The sequence below is a fragment of the Lentzea cavernae genome (assembly GCF_014653695.1).
Lineage (GTDB): Bacteria > Actinomycetota > Actinomycetes > Mycobacteriales > Pseudonocardiaceae > Lentzea > Lentzea cavernae.
Map to the genome: position 1 here is coordinate 145,358 of NZ_BNAR01000002.1, position 21,604 is coordinate 166,961.

The following is a 21,604-nucleotide window of genomic DNA, read 5'->3' on the forward strand; positions in this document are numbered from 1 at the left end:
GTGTCACCTGGATTGCGGCGGCGAGGTGCCATCGTCAGGGCCTCTCGGTTGGCGCGCTGGTGTCCATCTGCTTGGTCAGCTCCTGGTGCAGGGTGGCGAGCTGCTCCTTGCCGGCATCTGGTGAGACCCCCGGAAGGGCGCCGGAAGCGGTCCCTAGTTTGGTGCGCGCCTCATCGACCTTGCCTTCACGCAGCGCCAGTCGCGCGGATTCCAGATCGGTGTGGATGATCGCCGCCGCTTCGACGGAGAACGCGTAGTCGCGGTACAGGACGCGGGTCAGCCCCCAGAGCACGTCGCCGGGCTGTGCCTCGCGCGCGGCGATCGAGATCCCGGTGAACCCGATCGCCAACACCGCCGCGACCGCCGCGAACGGAATGAGCCATTGCTGGCGTCCGGGTGTGCGCAGGGCCGTTCGCAGAGACCAGGAGGCTGTGAGCAGCCCGGCGGCGTGCACCACGGCGGCAGTCGTGCCCAGGTCCTCGAACTCGGCCCGGAACTCCTCCTGGTAGCGGGATCGTTGCTCAGGCGGCAACAACAGTGTGACCGTCATGCCCATCGCGACGGCCGCGCGGCGAGCCAGATCCGACAGGGGACCGAAAAGCGTACGGCCGTTCACGCCTCACCGCCGGCAAAGCCCAAGCGCAGTCGCGTGGCGAGCTTGGTGGCCTTCGCCTCGCTGCGGGCCAACGCGGCCCGCGCGTGGGCGACGCCGTCCGCGTTGAGCCGGTAGTAGCGCCGCCGCGGCCGGCCCGCAGCCTCCGGCTGTACCGTCTCCCAACGTGATTCCACCCACCCGATCGACTCGAGCCGCGCGAGGATCGGATGAACGGTCCCGCTGGGAAGCTGGGCGGCGGCGCACAACTCGAGTCCGTACCGCTCCGCAGACGGATCGTCGAGCAGTGCGCGCAGCACCGCTTGGGTCGGCATGGTCATGCGTGGCGTTGGTCTGGAGTTAGGCATGGTCTAACTCTACCTAGGGGCTAGGTAGAGAACAATCGGCAGCGACCGCGACGGCAAGAACGTCGCCATCGCCGAGACCGAACTCGTCTCCAGCCAGATCGATCGCGACACCCTCGACGCCATCGCCGAAGTCTCCGCCGACCTGCCCCGCATTTGAGCGCGAACACCCCTGCGTTCACACCGGGCACGATGACGTCGAACCAGGTCACGACTCTCGCGGCCTCAGTTCGGCGACCGACACTCTGGACTGGACGATTGACTGCATCAAGCATCTCACCGCCTACTCCGCGAACTAAGAGCTCAGGACAGAATGATCTTGGCGTGCTGATGATCATCGGCTCGTTGATCATGGTGAGAAAGTGTGAGCAACTTCCCTGGATCGTGTCCGACGGATAGTGGGCGCGGATCGAGCCGCTGCTCCCAGGTTGCGCCGCGACGCGCGGATTCATCCGGAACGCAAGCGCTAGATGACCGCAAATCTTGTGCGGCATCCTGTTCGTGCTCTACACCGGGATCCTGCGGGGGTTCCTACCCCGGGAGCTCGGTTTCAGCTCCGGCATGACCGCCTGGTGGCGGCCCGCGACCGCTAGGGGGATCTCAATGATAAGGAGGCTCAGAACTCTGCTCCGGTGTCCCCTTGTCGTTGAACCAACTAACCTGAGAGGGCCGCACGACGTCGATCATGAACGCACTGGGATTCCCCAAACGTCGCCCAGACAGCATCAAGTCCTCGACCGAGGCCCCCGGCCCGACCGTCGACGAGTGGATCCGGTATGGGGCCGAGCAGGACGAGGCCGCCCACAATGGTTGACGGCTACCGGCATGGAGACTGGTGCAGCGCCCGGCTATACGACCTGCTCTCACCGCGGCTGCTCCAAGAAGGCACGACTCAGCACGATCCACACCGATCACGACTGTTGCGGCAGATCGGCGCATCACCGCTAGCAGTCGAAACTGCTGCTGTTGCGATCCAGTTCCAGCAGGGTGCACAGGCGCCGAGCAGCAGGTAAGCGGCTAGCTAGCGCGGACACCAGCCGTTCACCGCACGGTCACTTCACGTGGAAACTCCAGCTCGCACCGTCGAGATCGGTCATGTTCGCGCGGAACCTAGGGACGTTGCAGTCTCGGTAGCGCAAGTGCGGTCGTCGGATAACCGCGCGCTCGTACTCATGCGGTTCTAGATGCATCGCCAGCGATATGCGCGCTAATCGTCACCTGATGTTCCTCGGTCGTATGACGCCACTGCGTCCTGTTCAACGGCCGGTCGGCGCGACGGGGGGCGGATAGCCGGGAACTGCCCCCTTCAGCCAAGTATCCAACTTCTGCGCTGACTCCTTGAGACTGATCTGGTTACTGCCGTTCGTGAGATCCTGCTGTCGCAGCGCTACCACTGCCTCGCCCAGGCTCACACCTTCGGCCGGGTTCGCCAGATCAGACCGCGAGCGCAGCTCCTTCACCACGGCCTCTGCACGAACTGTGAGAACGCGTAGCTGCTCAGCACAAAGGTCCGCTGGCGGGCGATCGCAGTTCGTGATCATGGATTGGCTGAACGATGACAACGCAGTTGAGACAGGTGGAGGCAACGACGTCGACAGCGTTGGGGCGCCGCCGCTGTTCTCGTTCAGCGGCTTGCCACAGCTGACTACTCCTAGGCTGAGCAGGAGGACGCTCGTCGCCAGGATCCTGCTGCTCGCTGGCCTCACGGCCTCAAGTACAGCTCTGGCACGGCGGGGATCGAAACGCCCTGGTTGCGCCAGATCCTGATGAGCCACTGTTCAACCCCTTCGGCGAATGACGCGACGTCCAACGCTTCCACACGATCGCGGCCGGCGACAGACACGTCCGCCCCAAAACTTCCGCGCTCCCCGAGTGCGAGTTCACCGGGGCCGTACTCCGAGGTGGTGGAGGCCAGCCGCAGTCTGGAGCCGTCAGTGAGAAAATCCGCCTTGCCGATGCTTTCCCAGCCCTGAGGTGCGACTGCCTGCGGCACGTCCCACAATTCGAGGACGACTCTTGAGTAGTGATCGGTGGCAAAGCTCCTGATCCACAGGCCACCTCGGCCCCCTGCCAGACGTACGTTCGGGTCCTGGTCAGAGCCCAGCGTCAACGCGCGGTGAGCGCCGTCGTAGTCCTGCACTGTGAACTGTGAGTACTCGACAAGAACCAGACTTTCGAGTCTCTCAAGCAAACGTGACATCAGGGCTCCACTTGGTATCGCCAGCTCATTCAACAAGCATAAGCATCGTATCGACGGGTGCGACTGGGAGACTGCCCGCCCCCAGCCGCGCCCCACACTTGAAGCCCGCCCTAATTCACGATCGTCACGAAGAACGGATCACCATCGAGTATGTGGTCATCACCCAACCAAGCGCCGTATTTGTTCCCAGCCTTTCCGTTGTGCGTGGCGTCAATCACCCGGACAGCCCACGGCCCTTGCCCGGTCGGCCAGAAGGACGAGTTCTGATAGGTCGTCGCGTAGGGATACTCGTCACACTGCTTACCCGAAATAGGGTACTGCGCCCGAGTGGTATAGCGTTTACATGCGCGACCAACCTTCTTGCGGCTACCTACAATCTTGTTATTGGTGTCGTAATCCTTGAAAAGCCGGTATAGCGGACCGTTCGTCACGGTTCCAGGAGCATTTCGCGGCGAGTTTCCGGGATAGGTCTTTCCGTTGATATCAGTCTGGGCATCGCGAATCAACTGAGTCGATTGGTTGATCTCGTTATCACTATTATCAAGGTGCAAGTTGGAGGTCACATGGTCAAAAACACATTTGCTGCCAAAAACGTACGTTGCCTCATCGCAGCGAAAGAAGTTCGGCGGCAGGTCCAGACGATTGCCGCCATATGGACCGTCCACGACGTACTCCGGACCGTATTCAAACTGCCCGCGGTTCTCGGATCGATACTTGTCCGTGGCGGGAACTCCTGTCGTTGTGGTGTCCAGGGCGACAGTCCCTTCATTCACCCCTGGCGTCATCCACTGAGCAACCGTTTTGCGCACAGCACCCTGCGTACACGTACTCCTGCGATCAGGCTCGGTGAAGTAGCAGTACGCACTGAAGGAGAGGAAAACCTCATTCGGGAACGTCGTACCCGAAAATCCTTCGTAGATCATGTGGACCTTGAAATCTATCCCACGCTGCCCTGGGCGCGAGTTCCCAATCATTACGATGGTGAAGTTCGTCTGCCCGACACGGTTGCCCAGCGGCTGATAGTAGACCACCGAAAGCGACTCTACTCGGCACAGTGAGTAGCGATTCTTGTGCCAGTACTCTTCCCTGTAGCCCGAGAAATACTTGGCTTTGCATTCATCAAAAGTGACCACATCCATGGAAGCTGCAGCGAGCGCCTCGCCTCCGTACTTCGCACCATCCGCCCTGTATATGTATCTCTTCTCCAAGGCTTTGCTCTTTCGCTGCTCCGGCGTGAGGGCCGCCAACTTGTCGGCACTCCTCAGCTGCGCGAGCTGTTCAGGTGACGTAATTCGTTGATTTTTAGCACCCGGCGCCCCGTACTGCGGCTGACCCTGCTGCGTTACCTCAGGTGTGACATCAGGCTGCGCCGACGCCGGGACCACACCTCCAGTTGCAGAGACCAGAAAAACCAGGACGGAAGCAGCCGCCATAAGTCGTTGCTTCATTTTCGCCTTTCCTCCCGCGGCTCTTCTCAGCCTCACGTGATGATGTCCATGATTTGCCAGCCGGAGCCGATCACCGTAGATCCACCTTCTACTGCACCAGCGCGATTCGAGGCATAGAATCGCAGGGTTCCATCAAGATCCCGCGCGATGACGTCATCCCATCCGTCGCCATTGACGTCACAGACGGAAAGAAGATTGACCGACTGGAAGGCGAACTGAGTCCCGCTCACCACCACACCAGATCCCGCGCGGGTCCAAGTACTGTCGCCACTCAGATCACCCCGCGCATCCTGACGAACCAAATTTCCTCTACCAAACGAATGGCGCACGAGGTCCGATGAGATGTCGCCCGTCCACTCCGGAGTGAGGATGTAGTCGTCGAACTGATATTGACCAGCTTTCACCGGCCCACCCGCGGTTGAATGACCATTAAGAAACCCGGAATGCGGATAGATCCACGAATAGCCGTCAGAGTCGATTCCCACGAGATCCTCGAACCCATCATTACTGACGTCCGAGAGCAGGATCTTCCTGAATAGGTTCCACCCGCTCCCGATCTGAAAGGGACCTTGAAACGTCGACATTCCATTAAGCGCACCCGAATGCACGTAGACGAGCAGCGCGCCGTCAGATGCACGCCGCGCCAGCAAGTCCGGGTAGTCGTCACCTGAAAACTCGGCGACTCCAATCCAGTTCATCATGTTCCACCCGACGCCGACCAGGAACGGCCCGGAGAAGGTGCCCGTTCCCGTTCCTGTTCGAGTGTGCGGATAGACCAGGAGATCTCCTGTAGCAGAATTTCTTGATAGAAGATCCGGCCAACCATCGCCGTTCAGATCATTCGAGTACGCCGACGACAGCTGCACGTACTCGTTCGCCTGGACACCCACTTCACCGGAGAAGCTACCGTCAAAGCCAGGCTCGTACGGATCTGCGATCGCCGTCCCTGCCGAACCACTAACAAGCAACGCCACCAGCAGTAACGTTTTCAGCAGCCTGGCAGCGGCCATATTTCTTCTCATATCTACCACTTCCGATTGCAAGCAAGGTGGCGGAAAGGATGCGAAGCAAACGATTCTTCGACGAAGTTTCCGATGCTCCCACGGCAGACTCAGCACGCATGCGTAGACCGCCAGCACCCTCCCCCCAGGAAGTCAAGCAACTCGAACCTACAGGCCGGATCAGCTTTTCCTATCGACTTCACCCGCACGACGCATTCACGCGATATAAGTCAACCCAGAGTGAAGCCCGGCAGCCGAAACCAAGTCGCGCTTGTCAATAGTTAATACCGGAGGGCTGATCGCCAACGCCGTCCTTCTGAAATATCATGCGCGGCCGACTAAGCGTGCTACTGTTCCAACAATCGGTTATAAACTGGATGCGAGACCTGAGACAGAGACTTACTTCAGCGAGACGGATGGACAAGAAGGATGGATGTGTCCAAACCTCTCGCCCTCCGACAAGCAGCAGGTCATCCCCAGTTAGTGTGCTCCCGTTTCCACCTTGCCTCGACTTGGGCGCCAACTCATCCCGCTGGTCATCTTCGGTGCGATCGTGTTTGGCCGCGAGCCGCCAGGATGAGGTTCGCGTCCTCGTGATGCTCTGCGATGGAGTCGCGGTAGTGCGCCACGTTCCGCTTGGTCAGGTATCGGGCGTAGCTCAGCAGCTCGCAGTACTCGCGTCGCGCCATGAACTCGGTCGTGATCACTCCGTTGTGCTTGGTGCACAAGGGAAGCCCACCAGGCGCGGTGATCGCCTTCGCGGCCTTTGCGTTGCCCGTTCGGCTTTCTGCTCGTTTCGCGCTAGCTGCTCGGGGGTCTTGATCCTGCTGGGCCGGTTACGAACCTCGACCGGTGCACTTGGGTAGCACTCGGTGCAGGCGGCCTCGCCGGCGAGATCGACGATCTCAGCTTCGTCGTGGCCGGAGAGATGGATCAACCAGGCGAACTTCGTGCTCGGGAAGCAGGTCCGGCAGAGCATCGTGCGGTGAACGTGACCGCCGGTGTTCTGCACAAGCCAGGCACGCGTCCATCCACCCCGGCGGTCGAACTCCTCTTCGAACGGCTGCATCGACACCTCAAACTCGGAAGCACTCCGACGAGCTTGCTCGATCCGAGGCTCCAGATCTGCCGCGAGATCAACTGCGTTTCTCTCATCCACCTCGTATGGCGCTTCGTCAGAGTTTCGAACCGTCGCCTCAGCCTTGGCTCGCTCGGCGTGCAGGTGTGCAAGTTCGGCATCAATCTCACTGGGCGTCGCGATTGTCGGGTTGTCCACAGCCCTCCGCACAACCGATCTCGCGCAGGCTGGTGCCCTCCCCGAGGTCCGGCCAGGGCGGCGGCACATGCCGAGATCACCAACCGACAGCAGGGAATGCCGCCGCCACTGGCCTCCGACGGATGACGCGGCTTCTCCATCTGACGAGTTGCGCTTCTCGCCCGGAGCTGCGGGGGAACTTGCCAACTGTGCTCAACCCCAGGGTCATTGTCGGTGCTCCGCTCTAGCCTTTGGCCATGCGACCGCCTTTCGAAAATCTTCTCCGCAATGCGCTCGTACAGAACCTGGAGCTGATCGAGCCAGGGCTCCGGCCGGTTCAGTTCGAGGAGTACCCGCTGCCCAACGCACACGGCACCAGGGGCAGCATCGACATCCTGGCCCGTGATCGCCATCAGATGTGGGTAGTCGTCGAGCTGAAGCGGTCCCGGTCCAGCGCGCGGCAAGCTCTGCACGAGGTGAACAAGTACACCGAGCTTCTCTGCCGGGAGAAGAACCTCTCGCCAGACCGCATCCGCGCGGTGATCGTTGCCATGCCCGATGACTGGGAGGAACTCCTGATCGCCGTCAGTCACGCCGCGCGTGACTGGAGTCATGATCTTCGTGGATACCGACTGCTCTTGGACAGCAACGGCATCCCCATCGGAACCGAGCGGGTGGAGCTCCTGCCTCGGGCGTTCGAACCCCGCATCACCCCCATCCACAACCTGTTCTTCTTTGCCACGGAGGACCAGCGTGAGCGAGGCTGGAGGATCATCAGCAAGGTCGCGGACGAGTTGGGGGCGCTTGACCTGTTAGCGGCGGATCTGGATCGGGTAGCGGAGGAGCACTACATCCCTGCGCATTTCGGCCTGTACCTGGCGGTCGGGCGGGTGAACGAGGAACTCGCCGCGGCGGATCTGCTAAGTGGTTACGAGGGGCCTGAGCCGTTCGCTGATGAGTACCCAGCGGAGTACTTGGCCCTCTGCGAGATCTGCAACCGTCTCGCGCGCAGCGAGCTGCGCGGAATGAACATGGAGTCCGCACTGCCGGGGCTCTTGAAGAATCTTCAAGACGACCCCAACTGGGCCATCCAAGGCTTCCGAGGCACCGGCGCCTACGACGTCACAGCCGCCTTCGAAGAGCAGGACCTGTTCCGCTTTCTTACCGGAGACGAACGAGGAGACAGCCAGATCCTGTACACGGGCACCGCCAGCCCGAAGGTAGCCAGCCGTTGGAAGGCGTTCCGGCAAGAGGCTCGGCGGAGCCTGGCCGGCAACGACGAGTGGGAGTCGCTGGTGGCCGGCTGGCTCGACGAGATGGGTCAGAAGGTCGGTGAGGGAGACGTCGCACTGCACGTCTACAACCCGTGCGACCTCTTGCAGACAATCATCCATGGGTGGCCGGACGGCCTGGATAACCTCCTGCCCATGGTTATCGGTGAGGCCGCACCTCAGCACGGGCTACGGCACTCGGTGCGTGGCGCCCTGTGCTGGAACGGCCGAGGCATGCCATTGCCCGATGCGGTGCGGCTCGTGTACCGCGATCCGCTGTTCCTGTTGAGCAACATGCACGCGGGGACTGTGTGGGAACGAGACCGAGAGCTCTTGGATCTCCTGGGACTGCACTACGTGCTCCTGGAGAAGATCGGGCCCGTTGGGTCCGAGACAACGGTGGCCGACGAGCACCGCGTCTGGATACATCGAGATCAGAGTGCTCGCGTTTACTCCTCGGACACGGACCCACGCGGGTATGCACAGGCGTACGCACGCATTGCGGCTGATGGCGAGATCGTCTCGATCGGGCAGTACCTCAACAGGCATTCTCATGAGGTGGAGCTAGTGGCTCGGGAGTACCGCGCTTTCGCTCATGTCGTCTAGCGCCCCGACGGATCGCTCGGCAGGAGAAACCCATCGGGCTTGGGGACGGGTCGAGCAACCCGTCCCCAAGCCGCTACTCGGGTGCAGATAGGCCGAACGATGACTCCACCACCAGGCTGCCAGCATAAAACCGCTGGTCAGCCCTGTTCCCATCCTTTGGTACTCCCGCCCGAGGTCCGGCCCTCCGCACAACGATCACGCGCAGGGTGGTGCCCTCCCCAAGGTCCGGCCTCGAACTGCTGCCGGTGAAATGGCGGGTTATCAACAAATCCGGCATCCGCATGAACACCGTACTCGTGACAACCCTGCCGGATCGTTGCTTCCTGGATGGTGTCCACGACGTGACACCACCAGGGCAACCACACACCATGATCAACTCGCTGATGATCAGCATCATTCCAAGATCATCAGAGTCACTGCGAGGATGCGCTTGTTAGCCATTGAAGGCGTAGCCAGACTTACGAACCGCCCCCGGCGTACAAGACGTGCTTAGGAGCGGGTCACCGAGTCGAGAAGGTTCTTGGCGACGTCGCGGAGTTTGATGTTCTCGTGCTGTGATCGCTGCACGAGCATCGCGAATGCCTCATCCGCAGTGCAGGAGTGCACGGCCATCAGGATGCCCTTCGCCTGATCGATCACGGCCCTCGACACGAGGGCGTGTTCCAGCCCGCTGATGTGCTCAACCGCGCGCTGCCATCGGTGGGCGCTGGCGATAGTGGCCGACGCCGCCGTGGTGAACAGCCGCATGAGCCCTTCGTCGAACGGGTCGAACGCCGAGGCGGTGTAGCTGTAGATGTTGAGCGAGCCGAGATGTTCCTCCTCGGCGGACGTAGAGGAAGGCAGCAGCACCGGCACGGACAGGTAGGCGCGGATGCCGTGCTCCGCAGCGGCCGCTTCGAACTCCGGCCATTGGTCGAGGTGCTCGCCGACCACCGCCCGCACCGCGCGCAGGGTATGCGCGGACTCGAGGCATGGGCCGCGGTTGGCACTGTACTGCTTCTCGTCGACGTCGATCAGCCGTGGGTCCGTGGTGGCGGCGGTGCGCGGTTGTGCCAGGTCTATCAGCGACACCGTGACCGCGTCGGCATCCGGGATTGCTCTGCTCGCGGTATCGGCCAGCCTCTGCAGCGCGGTGTCGAGGGGCTCTTGGCCGGTGAAGGAGTCGCGCAGCACTGTCAGCGCCTCGGCGGTGTCGTCGAGTCTGGTCAGTGCGTCGGGACGGTCGCCATCGTCGGGAGGCGTCTCGGACTCGTGCGTTTCATCGGCCATGCCGCGGCACCTCGTGGGTCAGAGGAACTGTCCACGGCGCCGCTTTCTTGACGTCGTCAGGGCATGGTACGCAGTGATCAAGACACGGCAGCAGCCGTCCAGCCGCTGACACGAGCCGGCCCCGGCGCGAGGAGCTGCAGAGTTTCAACTTTCCCCGCGCCGGGGCCGGCCGGTCCGCTCGAAAGCGGTCCTGCCGTGTGCACGCATGCGTGTACGGCGCCCCTTCGATACCCGCCTGGCGGTGATCCAATCCTGTGTGGACCAGATTGACACGTAACACGTTGTGCGCCCGAGCGTCCTTCGCAGCGCGTCGTCCGTGAGTCAGCGGATCACGGGGTTGAGCCGGTCGTGTTGATCACGAGGTCAGGGTGGTGTAGCGGAGTGATCATCGGGCGGAGAGCCGGGCCGGAACCGCTCGGTGCGGTGGTTGTGGTTGGCGTCGGCGACGTTTCCGGCGGCTGGCCGGTCGCCGTCCGGGTCGAGGACAGTGCCGCTTTCAGCGGCGGGGAGCCGGTACCAACCTGAACAGCCGTTAGTGCACGGGTGGTTCATCTCGGTCAGCACGAGCGCACCGTTCTCACCGGGCACCGGTTGCTGCCAGGTGATGGTGCCGGTGTCGGCACACAGGTCACAGACGTGGTCGGACTGTTCGGGCTGCACATCGACGAGCATCCGGCAGCGAAGGCCTTTGTCCGGATTGTGTCACCTGGCTGGGCGATCGAGCCCTTCGGCCGGGGCACGGCCAGCGTGTGAAGAGGCCCGGCGCGCCTGGGGTGCGGGCCGGGCCTGCCCCGAGTATCGCGTGGCCCGCGATGGTGTTACTTCCTGACTCCGCAGGCGCAACGGCCACGATCGCGAACGCCGCGCGCTCCAACCGTGTGTATCACCGGCTCGGAGGTGTGGCGGAAGCGTGCCCGGTGCTGTCGCTGTGTGGTGATCGTGGCCGCAGCAGGTGCAGGATCGCCGCCGGCCTGCTCGGGTGGATCGAGATCACCTGGTCGACGCCGGTGATCGACAGGGGTCGTGCCGTGGCCCGGCCACCGGCGACGACGGCGACGCGGATGGCGCGGTCGGCGGCGGCATGGTGCACGTCGAGCAGCATCGAGATTCCCGCAGCGGCGAGGAACGTCACCGCGCTGAGGTCGATGAGCAGCGTGCCGGGCTGCGGGTCGAGGTAGCGCAGGAGGTGCGCGCGCACGTCGTGCACGGTGTCGAGGTCGATCTCGCCGGAGACCACCGCGATCGGTGTTCCCTGCTGCCGGGTCACGACCACCTCTGCCGCACCTGGCGCGTGTGCGGGTCGTATGTCGGCGGGGTGATCGCGTTCGCCGTGCATCGCCGTGGTGGCCTTTCGCCATGCGTCGGCGGCAGGCTGTTCGACCTCGGACGCTGATGGTGTGTCCTCGCGCTGCTGCGCGCGTCTGCGATGCTACGCGCCGCTCACGGTAGTGCACGGCGTGATTTCCAGCGGAGGATCACATGGTGGGTGCGGGCTCGGCGGCGCCGACTTGAGGCAGCGTGAAGCGGATGGTCGTGCCGCCGGTGGTGCCGGTGTCGAGCCAGATGCGTCCACCGTGGTATTCGACGATCTTGCGGCACATCGCGAGGCCGATGCCGGTGCCGACGTACTGGTCTTTGCCGTGCAAGCGTTTGAAGATGACGAAGATCTGCTCGGCGTACTGCGGCTCGATGCCGATTCCGTTGTCGCGCACGGAGAACACCCACATGTCGTCCTCGCCAGGTTCGGCGTCGATGCACACGTGCGGTGGCTGTTCGGTGCGAAACTTCACCGCGTTGCCGATCAGGTTCTGGAACACGGTGGTGAGCAGTCGCGTCTCGCCCCGGACCTCGGGCAGCGATCCCACTTCGATCTGGGCGCCGGTCTCCTCCAGCGTCTCGGCGAGATCGCGTCGTGCTTGGACGACGAGGTCGCTGGCGGGGACGATCACCTGCTTGTCGCGGTGGCGGCCGACGCGGCTGAAGGCGAGCAGGTCGTTGATCAGTTGCTGCATGCGTTTCGCGCCGTCCACGGCGAACTCGATGTACTGGTCGGCGCGCTCGTCGAGCTGCCCGCCGTAGCGGCGCTGCAGCAGCTGGCAGAAGCTGGCGATCTTGCGTAGCGGTTCCTGCAGGTCGTGTGAGGCGACGTAGGCGAACTGCTCGAGTTCAGAGTTGGAGCGGCGCAGGTCCTCGGTCGCGACGGCCATGGCGGCGTTGTGTTCCTGGGCTTGGCCGAGCTCGTTGACGATGCGGATGCGCATGGTGTTGACGTCGCGGCCGAGATCTCGTAGTTCCGCTGGACCGGTGGCGGTGATCGTGTGCGTGAAGTCACCGCTAGCGACCAGGCCGACGTTCTCGCTTAGTCCCGTCAGTGGGCTTACGACGAACCTGCGCACCGCGGCGACGCAGCTCAGTACGGCGATCAACAGCACCGCCAAGGCGATGATGCAGGTGAGTGCCATCCTGGTCGCCGAGTTGTTGAGTGCGTCGCGGCCGGCGGCGCGCTGGATCGCGAGTTCGTCCTGCACCGTCGACAGCGCCGTGCGGACCCCGTCGAACCGCTGCTTGCCGATCGCGTCGTCCGGAACCGGGCTGCCGGTGCGGACTGCGGCGATCGCGGGGTCGGCGTACTGGGTGCGCCACGCCGACAGCGCGCCGTCCAGCGCGGCCATGCTCTCGGCGATCTTCGGGGTGTCCAGCACGGCGACACTCGCCTGTGCGGCGGCTTGCCGGTCGCGCCCGCTGTTGTAGGGCTCGAGGAAGTCGGCGCTGCCGCTGAGCACGTAGCCGCGCACCCCGTTTTCCTGGTCGATCAGGGCGGCGCCGAGCTGCTGGGCGCTGACCACCGCCGGGCCGACCTGGTCGAGCAGCCGCGAGCGCGACTGGCTGAGGTCGCTGATCGCGAGCAGTACCGCCGCGGTCGCCGCCAGCAGCACCGCGACCAGGGCCACTGAGATCCACACGGCCCACCGCCTCAACGACGGCATACCCGCTCCGGCCCCGGTAGTGCGACCTGCCCGCACGGCAACCTCCCTCGGCCAGGCGGGAGCACCTGGCCCGCAACGCGCCCATCACGTGATGAGCCGCGCAATCGTAGGGTCACCCTCCCGGCAGGCCCGCACCGACTCTGATGCACGCCACACGTCTCTTCGCGATCAGGCGTTCGCCCCTTCGGGAACCGCAGTGGTGTCCGGCAGGTGCAACAGGCGAAGATCGATGGTGTGAAGCCGCATGACGACCTCGCCCCGGAGTCCGAGCTGCAGACCCTGCGCGACATCGCCGTGCACCGGCCCGTGATCGAGCAGGCCAAGGGCATGGTGATGCTGAGCAACGTCGTCGACGAGCACGCGGCGTTCACCGTGCTCCGCGAGATCTCTCAGCGGACCAACACCAAGCTGTACGACGTCGCCGCGGTGATCGTGGCCACCGGCAGCAACACCACCGCCGACCTCGACGACGAGGCGGCCGCGGCTGTACTGACTCAGGCGCGAGAGGCCGGGCTCGGCGGACCGTTCGCCGAACTTGAGAACTTCGAGTCCGACCAGTCCTAGCCGACCGTCGCGCCCCGGTCCTTGACCTGCGAGCGGATCGTCCAGCGTTCTGACGCCCGTGAGGGCGGCACGATGCGCGTGACCTGCCGGGGTCACGCGCCATTGTCGCGCTCAGCGCACCACCGCGGCCTGGAATCGCGCGGACTCGCGACCTTGTATGGCCGGGCGGGTGTGTTTCGTACGCGGTGACGGGGACAGGTTCGTAGGGTGCGAGACGTGGGACGTGGACAAGGCGACGGCGAGCCGTCACAGCTGGGCATCGAGGTACTGCCCGTCGCGGTGGCGAGCTTGCGCGCCGAGCTCGCCGAAGCTCGCCACCTGGCCCGTGAGCTGGCCGGGCTGACTTCTGAAGAGGCTGACAGCTCGTGATGCGATCAGCTCGAAGACGAGTACGTCCTCGTGCCGGGCACGTGGTAATGGCGCGGCAGCTGGCACGGTGGCGCCTGAACCACCCCGACGCCACGGGCTTGGTCGAGCTCGCCGCGCTCGTGGCGGAGGTGGAACCCGTCCGCCAGGCGCTGCTGCAGCAGCTTGCGCGGTTGCGCTGCGCGCGGGCTTGAGCGGAACCCACGTCCTACCGGGCAGGCGGCCAGCGGCACTGATCCGCGACTAGCCACAGTGGACGTTCTCCGATCGTCTGGATTACGGGTCACGGCTCTGCAGGTGTGGTGTGAGGACGACACTCATCTCGTCGCCGTCGTCGCGGCCGAATCGCCCGAAGGCGGCGTCCACACCACCGACGTGAGCGACGAGGTCGCCGCGCGGCTGCGCGCCGAGTACCCAGGATGCGAGATCGAGCTGATCGTGTAGAGGTAGGGCGCTGTGCTCGGCGGCGACTACTGCTTCGCGCATGAACCACCCTCCGGCGCCGAGCAGTTGTACGCCGATGACTTGATCGACCGGCTCGGAGCCGCTCGGCACTACCGCTGCGTCTGCCGGGCGTGACCGGCCCTAACCGAACGACACGACCGAGGCAGGTAGCGGTGTTCAGCAGGACTGGGAGAAGCGGAACTCGGCCCACACCGTCTTGAATCCGTCGCCGGGTGCGATGCCCCAGGTAGTGGCCAGCTCGTCGACCAGCAGCATTCCCCGGCCTCGGAACTCTCCGAGGCGGGACTTGCCCAGTACCGGCAGCTGCGGTGCGGTGTCGTCGACCTCGCACCGCACCACGCACGGCGCTGGCGTGACGAGCAACCGCATCCACCGTGTGCTGCGGCCATGGTCGAACGCGTTGCTGACCAGTTCGGTGATCACCAGCAAGACGTCGTCGAGGTCGTCGTCGGACAGCCCTGCCAGCGCCAGACGCGCCAGGGCGCGGATTCCGGCGACGTTGTGCTCGTAGTCGTCGAGGTCAACGCTGCGCGAGCGCGGTTTGTCACCAACACGGCTGGCGGACGACACAGGCCCCACATCCTCGTTCTCGGCGGCTCGTGTTCGGCGGATGCGACCGCCTTTCCCCGGAGTACCCACAAAGAGTGATCGATTCATCTGGATCTCACCAGTGCGTCACCGCAACGGGCACCGATCGTGGCGTGCCGGTTCGCGGTCGAGGGACGCTCCTGAGCGTCGTAGCGCCGAAGTAGTGGTGATGATCAGTCAGTAGACCCCGACAGGGGCTCGGAGGTGAGTCGCGCTGTCGACGCGAGTGTGTTGAATGCCCCGGCGGCCCATCGGTCGCGTTGGCGGTCAGTTCCCCGTGCCCGGATGGAATGACTTTCCGTAGCGGCGACGGTTCGGTGGGTAACCATGGATCGGTCCAGCATCCTCACGAAGGGACTGCCTGAGTTTGTTCGCCTTCTGTGGCGGCGGTTGTTCATGAACCTGGACGGCAGGTCTTGATCGTCCAGATCGATGTTCACGAATTTTGACGGCAGGGTTGCGTGCGGTGGGAGCATGGTTGCTTCGCTGTGCCGAGGAGCTGCTCGTGCCGTCGACGTCGAGGGTGGAGCTGTACGCCGCGATCCGCCGGGACTCTCGTGCCGGGGTGTCGGGGCGTGAGATCGAGCGCCGGTACAAGGTGGGCTGGCGGACGGTGAAGCAGGCGTTGTCCTCGGCGTGGCCGCAGGAACGCAAGATCTATCCGCCGCGTGGGTCGAAGCTCGATCCGTTCAAGCCAGCGATCGACGCGATGCTGCGCGAGGACCTGCGGGCGCCGCGCAAACAGCGGCACACGGTGAAGCGGATCTTCGACCGGCTGATCGACGAGCACGGCATGACCGACGTGTCCTACGGGCGCGTGCGTGCTTACGTGGCCGAGCGGAAACCGCAGATCAGCGCGGGCACAGGCAGGGTGTTCGAGGACGTGTTCGTGCCGCAGACGCATCGTCCGGGGATGGAGGCCGAGGTCGACTTCGGTGAGGTGTCGGTGCGGCTGCGTGGTGAGCAGGTGGTGTTGTTCTTGTTCTGCCTGCGGTTGTCGTTCTCCGGGCGGGCGGTGCACCGGGTGTTCGCCTCGGGTGGGCAGGAGGCGTTCTTCGAGGGGCACGAGCACGCGTTCCGGGTGCTGGGCGGGGTGCCCGCGGGCAAGATCCGTTACGACAATCTTCGGGCGGCGGTCGCCCAGGTGCTGGGGTTCACCCGGCAGCGGGTGGAGACCGAGCGATGGACGGCGTTCCGGTCGCACTGGGGCATCGAACCGTGGTACTGCCGGCCGGGTGAGATCGGCGCCCATGAGAAGGGCGGAGTCGAGGGCGAGATCGGCTGGTTCCGCCGCAACCACCTGGTCCCTGTCCCGGAGGTCGAGTCGCTGGCCGAGCTCAATGAGTCGATCGACCACTGGGATCTGCAGGACATGGACCGCCGGATCGGGTCGCGTCCGCGCACGTTCGGCGAGATGTTCGCCGCGGAGAAGCCGTTGCTGCAGGCGTTGCCGGTCGAGCCGTTCGAGACCGGCCGCTGGTTCACGCCCCGCGTCGACCGCTACTCCCAGATCTCGGTGCGCACCAACCGTTACTCGGTTCCGGTCCGGTTGATCGGACGGCGGTTGCGGGTCCAGCTGCACGCCTCGGAGCTGGTGGTCTTCGACGGCCGCACCGTGGTCGCCCGGCACGAACGGCTGCTGGCCAAAGGCGCCGTCCGCTTGGACCTGGACCACTACCTCGAGGGTCTGCTGCGCAAGCCTGGGGCGTTGCCGGGCGCGACGGCGCTGGAGCAGGCGCGGGCGGCGGGCAAGTTCACGCCGGTCCACGACGCCTGGTGGTCGGCGGCCCGCAAGGCACACGGCGACCGCGACGGCACTCGCGCGCTGATCGAGGTGTTGTTGCTGCACAGGCATCTCAGCCACGACCACGTCGTCGCTGGGATGGCCGCGGCGCTGCATGCCGGCGCGCTCACCGCCGACGCGGTCGCGTTGGAGGCCCGCAAGTCCGCGGAGACCGACCATCCCGAACCCCTTGCCATGCTTGGCGATTCCCATCGGCTGGGCAGGTTCACGTCGCTGACGGAACGGCGACTGACCCACCTTCCTGCCGACAGCAGACCGCTGCCCAGTATTGCCGCCTATGACGATCTTCTGCCCAGCCGTCGCGCTCGACGCGGAGGAGGGATCGGACCGTGACCGCGAAACGTCATCGGGGCCTGACCGAACAGGCCGCTGACGCTGCCATCGACCAGGCCTGCCGGATGCTGCGCTTGCCTACGATCCGCGCGGAGTTTCCCGACCTGGCCGAGGCCGCGGCCCGTGAGCAGATGTCCTACAAGGGATTCCTGGCCGAGTTGCTGATGGCCGAGTGTGATGACCGCGCCCGGCGGCGCTCGGAACGCCGGATCAAGGCCGCCCAGTTCCCGCGCGAGAAGTCGTTGCGCGCCTTCGACTTCGATGCCAATTCCACCGTCGATCCAGCGGTGATCCACACGCTGGCCAGCTGCGAGTGGGTCAAGAAAGGCCTGCCGCTCTGCCTGATCGGCGACTCCGGCACCGGCAAGTCGCACCTGCTCATCGCGCTGGGCACCGAGGCGGCGATGGCCGGGTTCCGGGTCCGCTACACACTGGCCACGAAGCTGGTCAACGAACTCGTCGAAGCCGCCGACGACAAGGTCCTCACCAAGACCATCGCCCGCTACGGCCGAGTCGATCTTCTCTGCATCGACGAACTCGGCTATATGGAGCTGGATCGCCGCGGAGCCGAGCTGTTGTTCCAAGTTCTGACCGAGCGGGAGGAGAAGGCGTCCGTCGCGATCGCGTCCAACGAGTCGTTCGCCGGCTGGACCAAGACCTTCACCGACCCCAGGCTCTGCGCCGCCATCGTCGACCGGCTCACCTTCGGCGGCAACATCATCGAGACCGGCACCGACTCCTACCGCCTCGCCCAGACCCGCGCCCGCACCCACGACACCGGCAAGTGACGTCAACATTCACGAACAACGATCATGGTTCCGGCCGCCGACTGACGTCAGAGTTCGCGGACAACTGACGTCAGCTTTCACGGCCGAAACCAGTGGCGCGAGTCACGGCCCAACAGAACGCTGGTGAATCAGCTGCGCGACGCCGTCAGCGGTGCGCACGCGTTAACGCGTGCGGCGGCTCGGAGTCCAAGTCCGCCAAGTACCGGTAGCTCAGCGGCTGTGCGACCGTCCTCGAGCAGGTAACGCGCGGGCCTCTCTGTCCGACTCGCAGGACGGGAGGTGGAATGGGCCTGTCTGCATGCCGGGGGTTTGGTCGAATCGTTGCGCTCGTGGCCGTGCTGTGGCTCTGCGGTTGCTCAACGACTGAGCCAACAACCGTTGATCTCAGCGTGCCCGAGCAGGGTTGGGGTCCGCCGCGGCCGATGTTCACCGCATCCGATCGGCCTGCGGGAGCCGTGTTGAACTCGGTGAGCGACGACCCTGCAGCCGGCGATGAGCGCAGCTTCCTCTCCGTGCGCACCAAGGATGCCGAGGATTGGACCACAAGCGGGTCGCTGGTCCTGGAGCCTGGTGGGCAGTACGAGGCGTCGATCAGTGTTCATAACGACGCACGACCTGGCACAGGAGCTGCGAGCACTGAGACGCGGGTACAGGCGCAATTGCCCGCGACGGTGGACGGCCGCGAGCGGATCAGCGCCGTGCTGACCTCGGGGAGCGCGGAGCCTCCGTCGGTGTGGCGGTCGCTTGTGCTGGCCAGTTCCGAACACCCGGTGCTGATCAGAATCGTCCCGGACTCCGCTGTGCTGCGCACCGGTCGCCTGCCACAGGGCCTTGCACTGTCGGCGGAAGACCTGTTCAGCAAACGAGGAGTGCTGATTGGCTGCGATGGTCTGACGGGAAACATCACCGGAGAAGACGACTGTCGTGCCGAAGTCCGCTTCCGGTTCGTCGCGGACCACCCGAACTTCACCATCACCCAGCGCGTGGCGAAACGCGGCAGCGGGAACTACGAGTACACGCCGCGCGTGACGCCGGCAGATGAGCTCGACATCAAGGTCAAGTACGAGAACACGGGCACAATCCAACAGGATGACGTAGTGATCAGGATTGAGTTGCCGAGTCGGTTCGAGCCGATCACCGGAACCACGCACGTGGCGAACTCGTCAACCGAAGGCAAGTGGACGCGAATTGATGGTGACGAGGTCACAAGGCGAGGTGTGAACCTCGGATCTTATGCTGTCAACGGCGTATCCTACGTCCGCACGTCGATCCGCATAGTCGATCATGCAGAGTTGAGCTGTGGTACCAACGCGATCGTGAGCCGGGCCGTTGTGGAGACTCAAAACGGCAGCAAGTCTCATGATCTGACCGTTGAGGTCGAGCGACCGTGCCGATGAAGCGTGCACATTCGCCTTGGTATGACGTCGTCGTCGCGGTGATCAGCCTCCTCGTCGCGCTCGTTGCGCTCGTTGCGCTCGCGATCAGCTTCATCGTGCCCGTCACACTCGATAAGGACGCACAGCAACGCGAACGAACCCGCTCTTGCATCGATGCTGTAGTCGACATGCGCAAGTCAGCACAGCAGATCCGCGGCGGCTACGCGGTGGACAAGGGCGCCCGCGGTGAACGCTTGGCCGACTGGGATGAGGGCGTCGCAGCGGGAGAGCGCATGCGGGTGACCTGTCGGAACTCTTCCCTTCCCGCACCTTCTGGCACTAGCGCGGACACGCTGTGGGAACAGATGCACACTGCTCGCGAACAAGCCGCAGCGGGTCAGACCGATCTCCGCCCCATCGACGTGATGATGAAATGGACCACCGACTGCATCACGCACCTCACCACCCCGCAGAGCTCATAACAACCACGGGCGTGCAAGCAAGTCAAGCTGCTGATGCAGGAGAGCGATGGTCTGCGCCGAGCGACGGCGTACCTATCGCAGGCGAACCTGCGGGGAAAGGTTCTGCCCTCTCGCGATGGTGCTGCGCCTCGAGCCGTTGCGTCTTCACGCCCACGACGCACCGCTTCGGCGTTCCTGAACAAGTCGTCACTGTAATCGTCGATTGGCCGATCAACCCTCGCAGTGCACCCTGGAAGCGGCGTCCGCGGCGACCTGGTGACGGTACACCGAGTGGCCAAGTGGAGAAACCTGAGAGAGATCGAACTTGAACGTGACTCCCTCATCGGTTCGTGCGGCTGGAAGAAGCAACGCTTGGACACCTGTTACCGCCGTCCTGACACTCGCAGGATCGCTGGTTGTCACAGGCTGATGATCAAGCCGTAACCCCGCTCAGACCGACCGTGCAGGAACACGAAACGGACCGAAAGCACCTTCGCGGACGTGTGGATGGCCGGCTGCGCGGAGGTGGTGCCCCGAGTGTGCAGCCCATCCTCGCTCAGGCCACGGGCGCCCCCGGGAGTCGGTGTAGTCGTGGAGCCGGTCGTCGGCTGCCTCGATCCACAGGTACACCACCTCCCCGCCCCGCTGGTCACCGGGCAGGAATGGCGTGATCGTGTACTCCAGCGTGAACGCGTCCTCGCCGCAGGTGAGGCTCAGGACGTCGAGCCGATGCCGGCCGTCCAGCACGAACAGGGACTTGTCGACCTGGATCACTCGCGATCTCCTCAGGCGCTGCCGGGCGTCGGGACCTGGCAGGTGATGTAGCGGTCGGCTGCCGTGTTCGGCTTGGAGCCCTTGATGAACCAGTCGAAGGTGAGCTTGTTGCCGGTCGCGATCGCACCGGCGCTGTCATCGATGAACTGGTACCTGTTCACGCTGCCGTAGAAGTTGTAGCCGCTGCCCTGCGTGTGCGGCGAGTACGGCGGGTTGATCGTCTTGCCGTTCACGTAGGCGTAGGGCATCGAGACTGTCGCGATAGGACCGAGGTTGGCCTTCGCCGTGTTGGTCAGTTGGAAAACCCCACGCGAGGGCGCCGCCGGGTGCGCGTTGGAACGTCACGGTGGACACCGCATGATTCCACTTGCCGGTGCACAGGTTGTTGGCCGGTGTCATGGCGTGAACCTGCTCGGCATGCTGAGCAACGCGCTGCACGACAACGGCATCGTCGTCGCCCGTCGCGACGGTGAAGGTGCCACCACTGTTCGCGCCGAGAGTGCCGGCCTGAGCAGGTGATGCCACCGAAACCAGCGCGGCGCCCGCTGCCAGTTCTGCCAGAACCTTCGTCTTCACAGAAACTCCCCCATCCGCAGTGGACCTCCCGGGTCAGCTCGCCGGGGTGAGTGCGCGCGGCGCCCGCTGTTCCGGGATGACCGGGACGTTCTCGTCGTACTCGCGCTCGTGCACCGGCGCGGACGCGGCCCGCAAGGTCGAGACCAATAGGATCGCGCCGAGCGCACAGCCGACGATCACCAGTGCGTCGTGACCGGACCTGGCGGTGAACGTCAGCTCACCGAGGCTGCCGAGCACGAACCCGGAGTGCAGGCACCACGCGACGATCGCGGTGGCAAGCGCGGCCCAGGCCCTGCTGGTCACGGCTACCAGGTTGACCACGGCGATCAACGTGACGACCGACAACACCGGCTCGCTCCGGACACCGACCGCGACCAGCAACAACGTCATGACGGCCGCGAGTGCCGACCCGAAGAAGAACGCGAAGCCCCCAGGAACCGGTGTGCGCATGACTCCAGTCCACCCCTGAAATCCTGGTACTTCGAGGGCCCTTATGCAGTTCGAACACGTGCCTT

The 21,604-nt window shown here is 64.4% G+C and carries 24 protein-coding genes; 9 read left to right on the forward strand and 15 right to left on the reverse strand.

Translation table 11 applies throughout. The features are described 5' to 3' along the window. Positions 1-34: 34 nt before the first annotated feature. The 7 genes from IE307_RS06640 to IE307_RS06675 form a co-directional block, all read right to left on the reverse strand. Positions 35-616 (reverse strand): AIR synthase family protein, encoded by a 582-nt coding sequence (locus IE307_RS06640; protein ID WP_191296705.1) that lies wholly within the window; start codon positions 614-616, stop codon positions 35-37. Continuing rightward, complete coding sequence (locus IE307_RS06645) at positions 613-933, reverse strand: PadR family transcriptional regulator (protein WP_191296706.1); 321 nt, start codon at positions 931-933, stop codon at positions 613-615. The genes IE307_RS06640 and IE307_RS06645 overlap by 4 nt, the downstream gene beginning before the upstream one ends. A 1,280-nt stretch (positions 934-2,213) precedes the next feature. After that, the gene (locus IE307_RS06655; RefSeq protein WP_191296707.1) at positions 2,214-2,420 is read right to left on the reverse strand and encodes a hypothetical protein; all 207 of its coding nucleotides are present in this window, start codon (positions 2,418-2,420) and stop codon (positions 2,214-2,216) included. A 239-nt stretch (positions 2,421-2,659) separates the two neighbouring features. Further along, the gene (locus IE307_RS06660) at positions 2,660-3,157 is read right to left on the reverse strand and encodes a hypothetical protein (protein ID WP_191296708.1); all 498 of its coding nucleotides are present in this window, start codon (positions 3,155-3,157) and stop codon (positions 2,660-2,662) included. A 110-nt stretch (positions 3,158-3,267) separates the two neighbouring features. Continuing rightward, the gene (locus IE307_RS06665) at positions 3,268-4,605 is read right to left on the reverse strand and encodes a NucA/NucB deoxyribonuclease domain-containing protein (protein WP_191296710.1); all 1,338 of its coding nucleotides are present in this window, start codon (positions 4,603-4,605) and stop codon (positions 3,268-3,270) included. 32 nt (positions 4,606-4,637) lie between these two features. Continuing rightward, positions 4,638-5,615 (reverse strand): FG-GAP-like repeat-containing protein, encoded by a 978-nt coding sequence (locus tag IE307_RS06670; RefSeq protein ID WP_191296712.1) that lies wholly within the window; start codon positions 5,613-5,615, stop codon positions 4,638-4,640. Between the two features lie 694 nt (positions 5,616-6,309). Then, the gene (locus IE307_RS06675) at positions 6,310-6,882 is read right to left on the reverse strand and encodes a hypothetical protein (RefSeq protein ID WP_191296714.1); all 573 of its coding nucleotides are present in this window, start codon (positions 6,880-6,882) and stop codon (positions 6,310-6,312) included. Between the two features lie 236 nt (positions 6,883-7,118). Here IE307_RS06675 and IE307_RS06680 point away from each other — a divergent pair, with 236 nt between their 5' ends. Next, a complete protein-coding gene (locus IE307_RS06680) occupies positions 7,119-8,738 on the forward strand; it encodes an endonuclease NucS domain-containing protein (protein WP_191296716.1) in 1,620 nt (539 codons plus the stop codon). A gap of 489 nt (positions 8,739-9,227) precedes the next feature. Here IE307_RS06680 and IE307_RS06685 read toward each other — a convergent pair whose 3' ends face one another. The 4 genes from IE307_RS06685 to IE307_RS06700 form a co-directional block, all read right to left on the reverse strand. Beyond that, the gene (locus tag IE307_RS06685; protein ID WP_191296717.1) at positions 9,228-10,007 is read right to left on the reverse strand and encodes a GAF and ANTAR domain-containing protein; all 780 of its coding nucleotides are present in this window, start codon (positions 10,005-10,007) and stop codon (positions 9,228-9,230) included. 363 nt (positions 10,008-10,370) lie between these two features. Next, positions 10,371-10,679, reverse strand: coding sequence for a hypothetical protein (locus IE307_RS06690; protein ID WP_191296719.1), 309 nt, complete (start codon positions 10,677-10,679; stop codon positions 10,371-10,373). Between the two features lie 211 nt (positions 10,680-10,890). Beyond that, on the reverse strand, positions 10,891-11,274 hold the full coding sequence (locus IE307_RS06695) for an STAS domain-containing protein (RefSeq protein WP_191296721.1): 384 nt from the start codon (positions 11,272-11,274) through the stop codon (positions 10,891-10,893). A gap of 208 nt (positions 11,275-11,482) precedes the next feature. After that, a complete protein-coding gene (locus tag IE307_RS06700) occupies positions 11,483-12,970 on the reverse strand; it encodes a CHASE3 domain-containing sensor histidine kinase (RefSeq protein ID WP_229904474.1) in 1,488 nt (495 codons plus the stop codon). A 258-nt stretch (positions 12,971-13,228) separates the two neighbouring features. On the opposite strand from IE307_RS06700, the gene IE307_RS06705 reads away from it, so the two are divergent. The 4 genes from IE307_RS06705 to IE307_RS06720 all read left to right on the forward strand — a co-directional run bounded on the left by IE307_RS06705 (position 13,229) and on the right by IE307_RS06720 (position 14,368). Next, positions 13,229-13,558, forward strand: coding sequence for an ANTAR domain-containing protein (locus tag IE307_RS06705; RefSeq protein ID WP_229904475.1), 330 nt, complete (start codon positions 13,229-13,231; stop codon positions 13,556-13,558). Positions 13,559-13,774: 216 nt separating this feature from the next. Further along, positions 13,775-13,927 (forward strand): hypothetical protein, encoded by a 153-nt coding sequence (locus IE307_RS06710; RefSeq protein WP_191296728.1) that lies wholly within the window; start codon positions 13,775-13,777, stop codon positions 13,925-13,927. 47 nt (positions 13,928-13,974) lie between these two features. Beyond that, a complete protein-coding gene (locus tag IE307_RS06715) occupies positions 13,975-14,118 on the forward strand; it encodes a hypothetical protein (protein ID WP_191296730.1) in 144 nt (47 codons plus the stop codon). Positions 14,119-14,221: 103 nt separating this feature from the next. Further along, complete coding sequence (locus tag IE307_RS06720) at positions 14,222-14,368, forward strand: hypothetical protein (RefSeq protein ID WP_191296732.1); 147 nt, start codon at positions 14,222-14,224, stop codon at positions 14,366-14,368. Between the two features lie 177 nt (positions 14,369-14,545). On the opposite strand, the gene IE307_RS06725 is transcribed toward IE307_RS06720, so the two are convergent. After that, entirely contained in the window at positions 14,546-14,959 is a 414-nt protein-coding gene (locus IE307_RS06725) for an ATP-binding protein (RefSeq protein WP_191296734.1), read from the reverse strand. A 523-nt stretch (positions 14,960-15,482) separates the two neighbouring features. Here IE307_RS06725 and istA point away from each other — a divergent pair. From istA to IE307_RS06745, 4 genes are all read left to right on the forward strand, one after another. After that, complete coding sequence (istA, locus tag IE307_RS06730) at positions 15,483-17,114, forward strand: IS21 family transposase (protein ID WP_191297566.1); 1,632 nt, start codon at positions 15,483-15,485, stop codon at positions 17,112-17,114. Beyond that, the gene (gene istB, locus IE307_RS06735) at positions 17,111-17,902 is read left to right on the forward strand and encodes an IS21-like element helper ATPase IstB (protein WP_191296736.1); all 792 of its coding nucleotides are present in this window, start codon (positions 17,111-17,113) and stop codon (positions 17,900-17,902) included. The genes istA and istB overlap by 4 nt, the downstream gene beginning before the upstream one ends. 329 nt (positions 17,903-18,231) lie before the next feature. Beyond that, a complete protein-coding gene (locus IE307_RS06740) occupies positions 18,232-19,299 on the forward strand; it encodes a hypothetical protein (RefSeq protein ID WP_191296738.1) in 1,068 nt (355 codons plus the stop codon). Further along, positions 19,290-19,760, forward strand: a complete 471-nt coding sequence (locus IE307_RS06745; RefSeq protein ID WP_191296740.1) for a hypothetical protein — start codon at positions 19,290-19,292, stop codon at positions 19,758-19,760. Before IE307_RS06740 ends, IE307_RS06745 begins: the two co-directional genes overlap by 10 nt. A gap of 429 nt (positions 19,761-20,189) precedes the next feature. Here the strand turns inward: IE307_RS06745 and IE307_RS06750 are convergent, their stop codons facing one another. The 3 genes from IE307_RS06750 to IE307_RS06760 all read right to left on the reverse strand — a co-directional run bounded on the left by IE307_RS06750 (position 20,190) and on the right by IE307_RS06760 (position 21,539). Beyond that, complete coding sequence (locus IE307_RS06750) at positions 20,190-20,513, reverse strand: hypothetical protein (RefSeq protein ID WP_191296742.1); 324 nt, start codon at positions 20,511-20,513, stop codon at positions 20,190-20,192. An 11-nt stretch (positions 20,514-20,524) separates the two neighbouring features. Beyond that, positions 20,525-20,761 carry a hypothetical protein gene (locus IE307_RS06755; RefSeq protein WP_191296744.1) on the reverse strand — a complete coding sequence of 79 codons (237 nt, stop codon included), beginning with the start codon at positions 20,759-20,761 and terminating at the stop codon, positions 20,525-20,527. A 361-nt stretch (positions 20,762-21,122) separates the two neighbouring features. Continuing rightward, positions 21,123-21,539, reverse strand: a complete 417-nt coding sequence (locus IE307_RS06760; RefSeq protein WP_191296746.1) for a hypothetical protein — start codon at positions 21,537-21,539, stop codon at positions 21,123-21,125. Positions 21,540-21,604: the final 65 nt, after the last annotated feature.

Bases quoted from the DNA above. Each gene is read 5' to 3' on its own strand.
- IE307_RS06685 (WP_191296717.1), bottom strand. From the start codon at position 10,007: ATGGCCGATGAAACGCACGAGTCCGAGACGCCTCCCGACGATGGCGAC.
- IE307_RS06645 (WP_191296706.1), bottom strand. From the start codon at position 933: ATGACCATGCCGACCCAAGCGGTGCTGCGCGCACTGCTCGACGATCCG.
- IE307_RS06690 (WP_191296719.1), bottom strand. From the start codon at position 10,679: ATGCTCGTCGATGTGCAGCCCGAACAGTCCGACCACGTCTGTGACCTG.
- IE307_RS06760 (WP_191296746.1), bottom strand. From the start codon at position 21,539: ATGCGCACACCGGTTCCTGGGGGCTTCGCGTTCTTCTTCGGGTCGGCA.
- IE307_RS06755 (WP_191296744.1), bottom strand. From the start codon at position 20,761: ATGCCCTACGCCTACGTGAACGGCAAGACGATCAACCCGCCGTACTCG.
- IE307_RS06670 (WP_191296712.1), bottom strand. From the start codon at position 5,615: ATGGCCGCTGCCAGGCTGCTGAAAACGTTACTGCTGGTGGCGTTGCTT.
- IE307_RS06665 (WP_191296710.1), bottom strand. From the start codon at position 4,605: ATGAAGCAACGACTTATGGCGGCTGCTTCCGTCCTGGTTTTTCTGGTC.
- IE307_RS06715 (WP_191296730.1), top strand. From the start codon at position 13,975: ATGGCGCGGCAGCTGGCACGGTGGCGCCTGAACCACCCCGACGCCACG.
- IE307_RS06680 (WP_191296716.1), top strand. From the start codon at position 7,119: ATGCGACCGCCTTTCGAAAATCTTCTCCGCAATGCGCTCGTACAGAAC.
- IE307_RS06660 (WP_191296708.1), bottom strand. From the start codon at position 3,157: ATGTCACGTTTGCTTGAGAGACTCGAAAGTCTGGTTCTTGTCGAGTAC.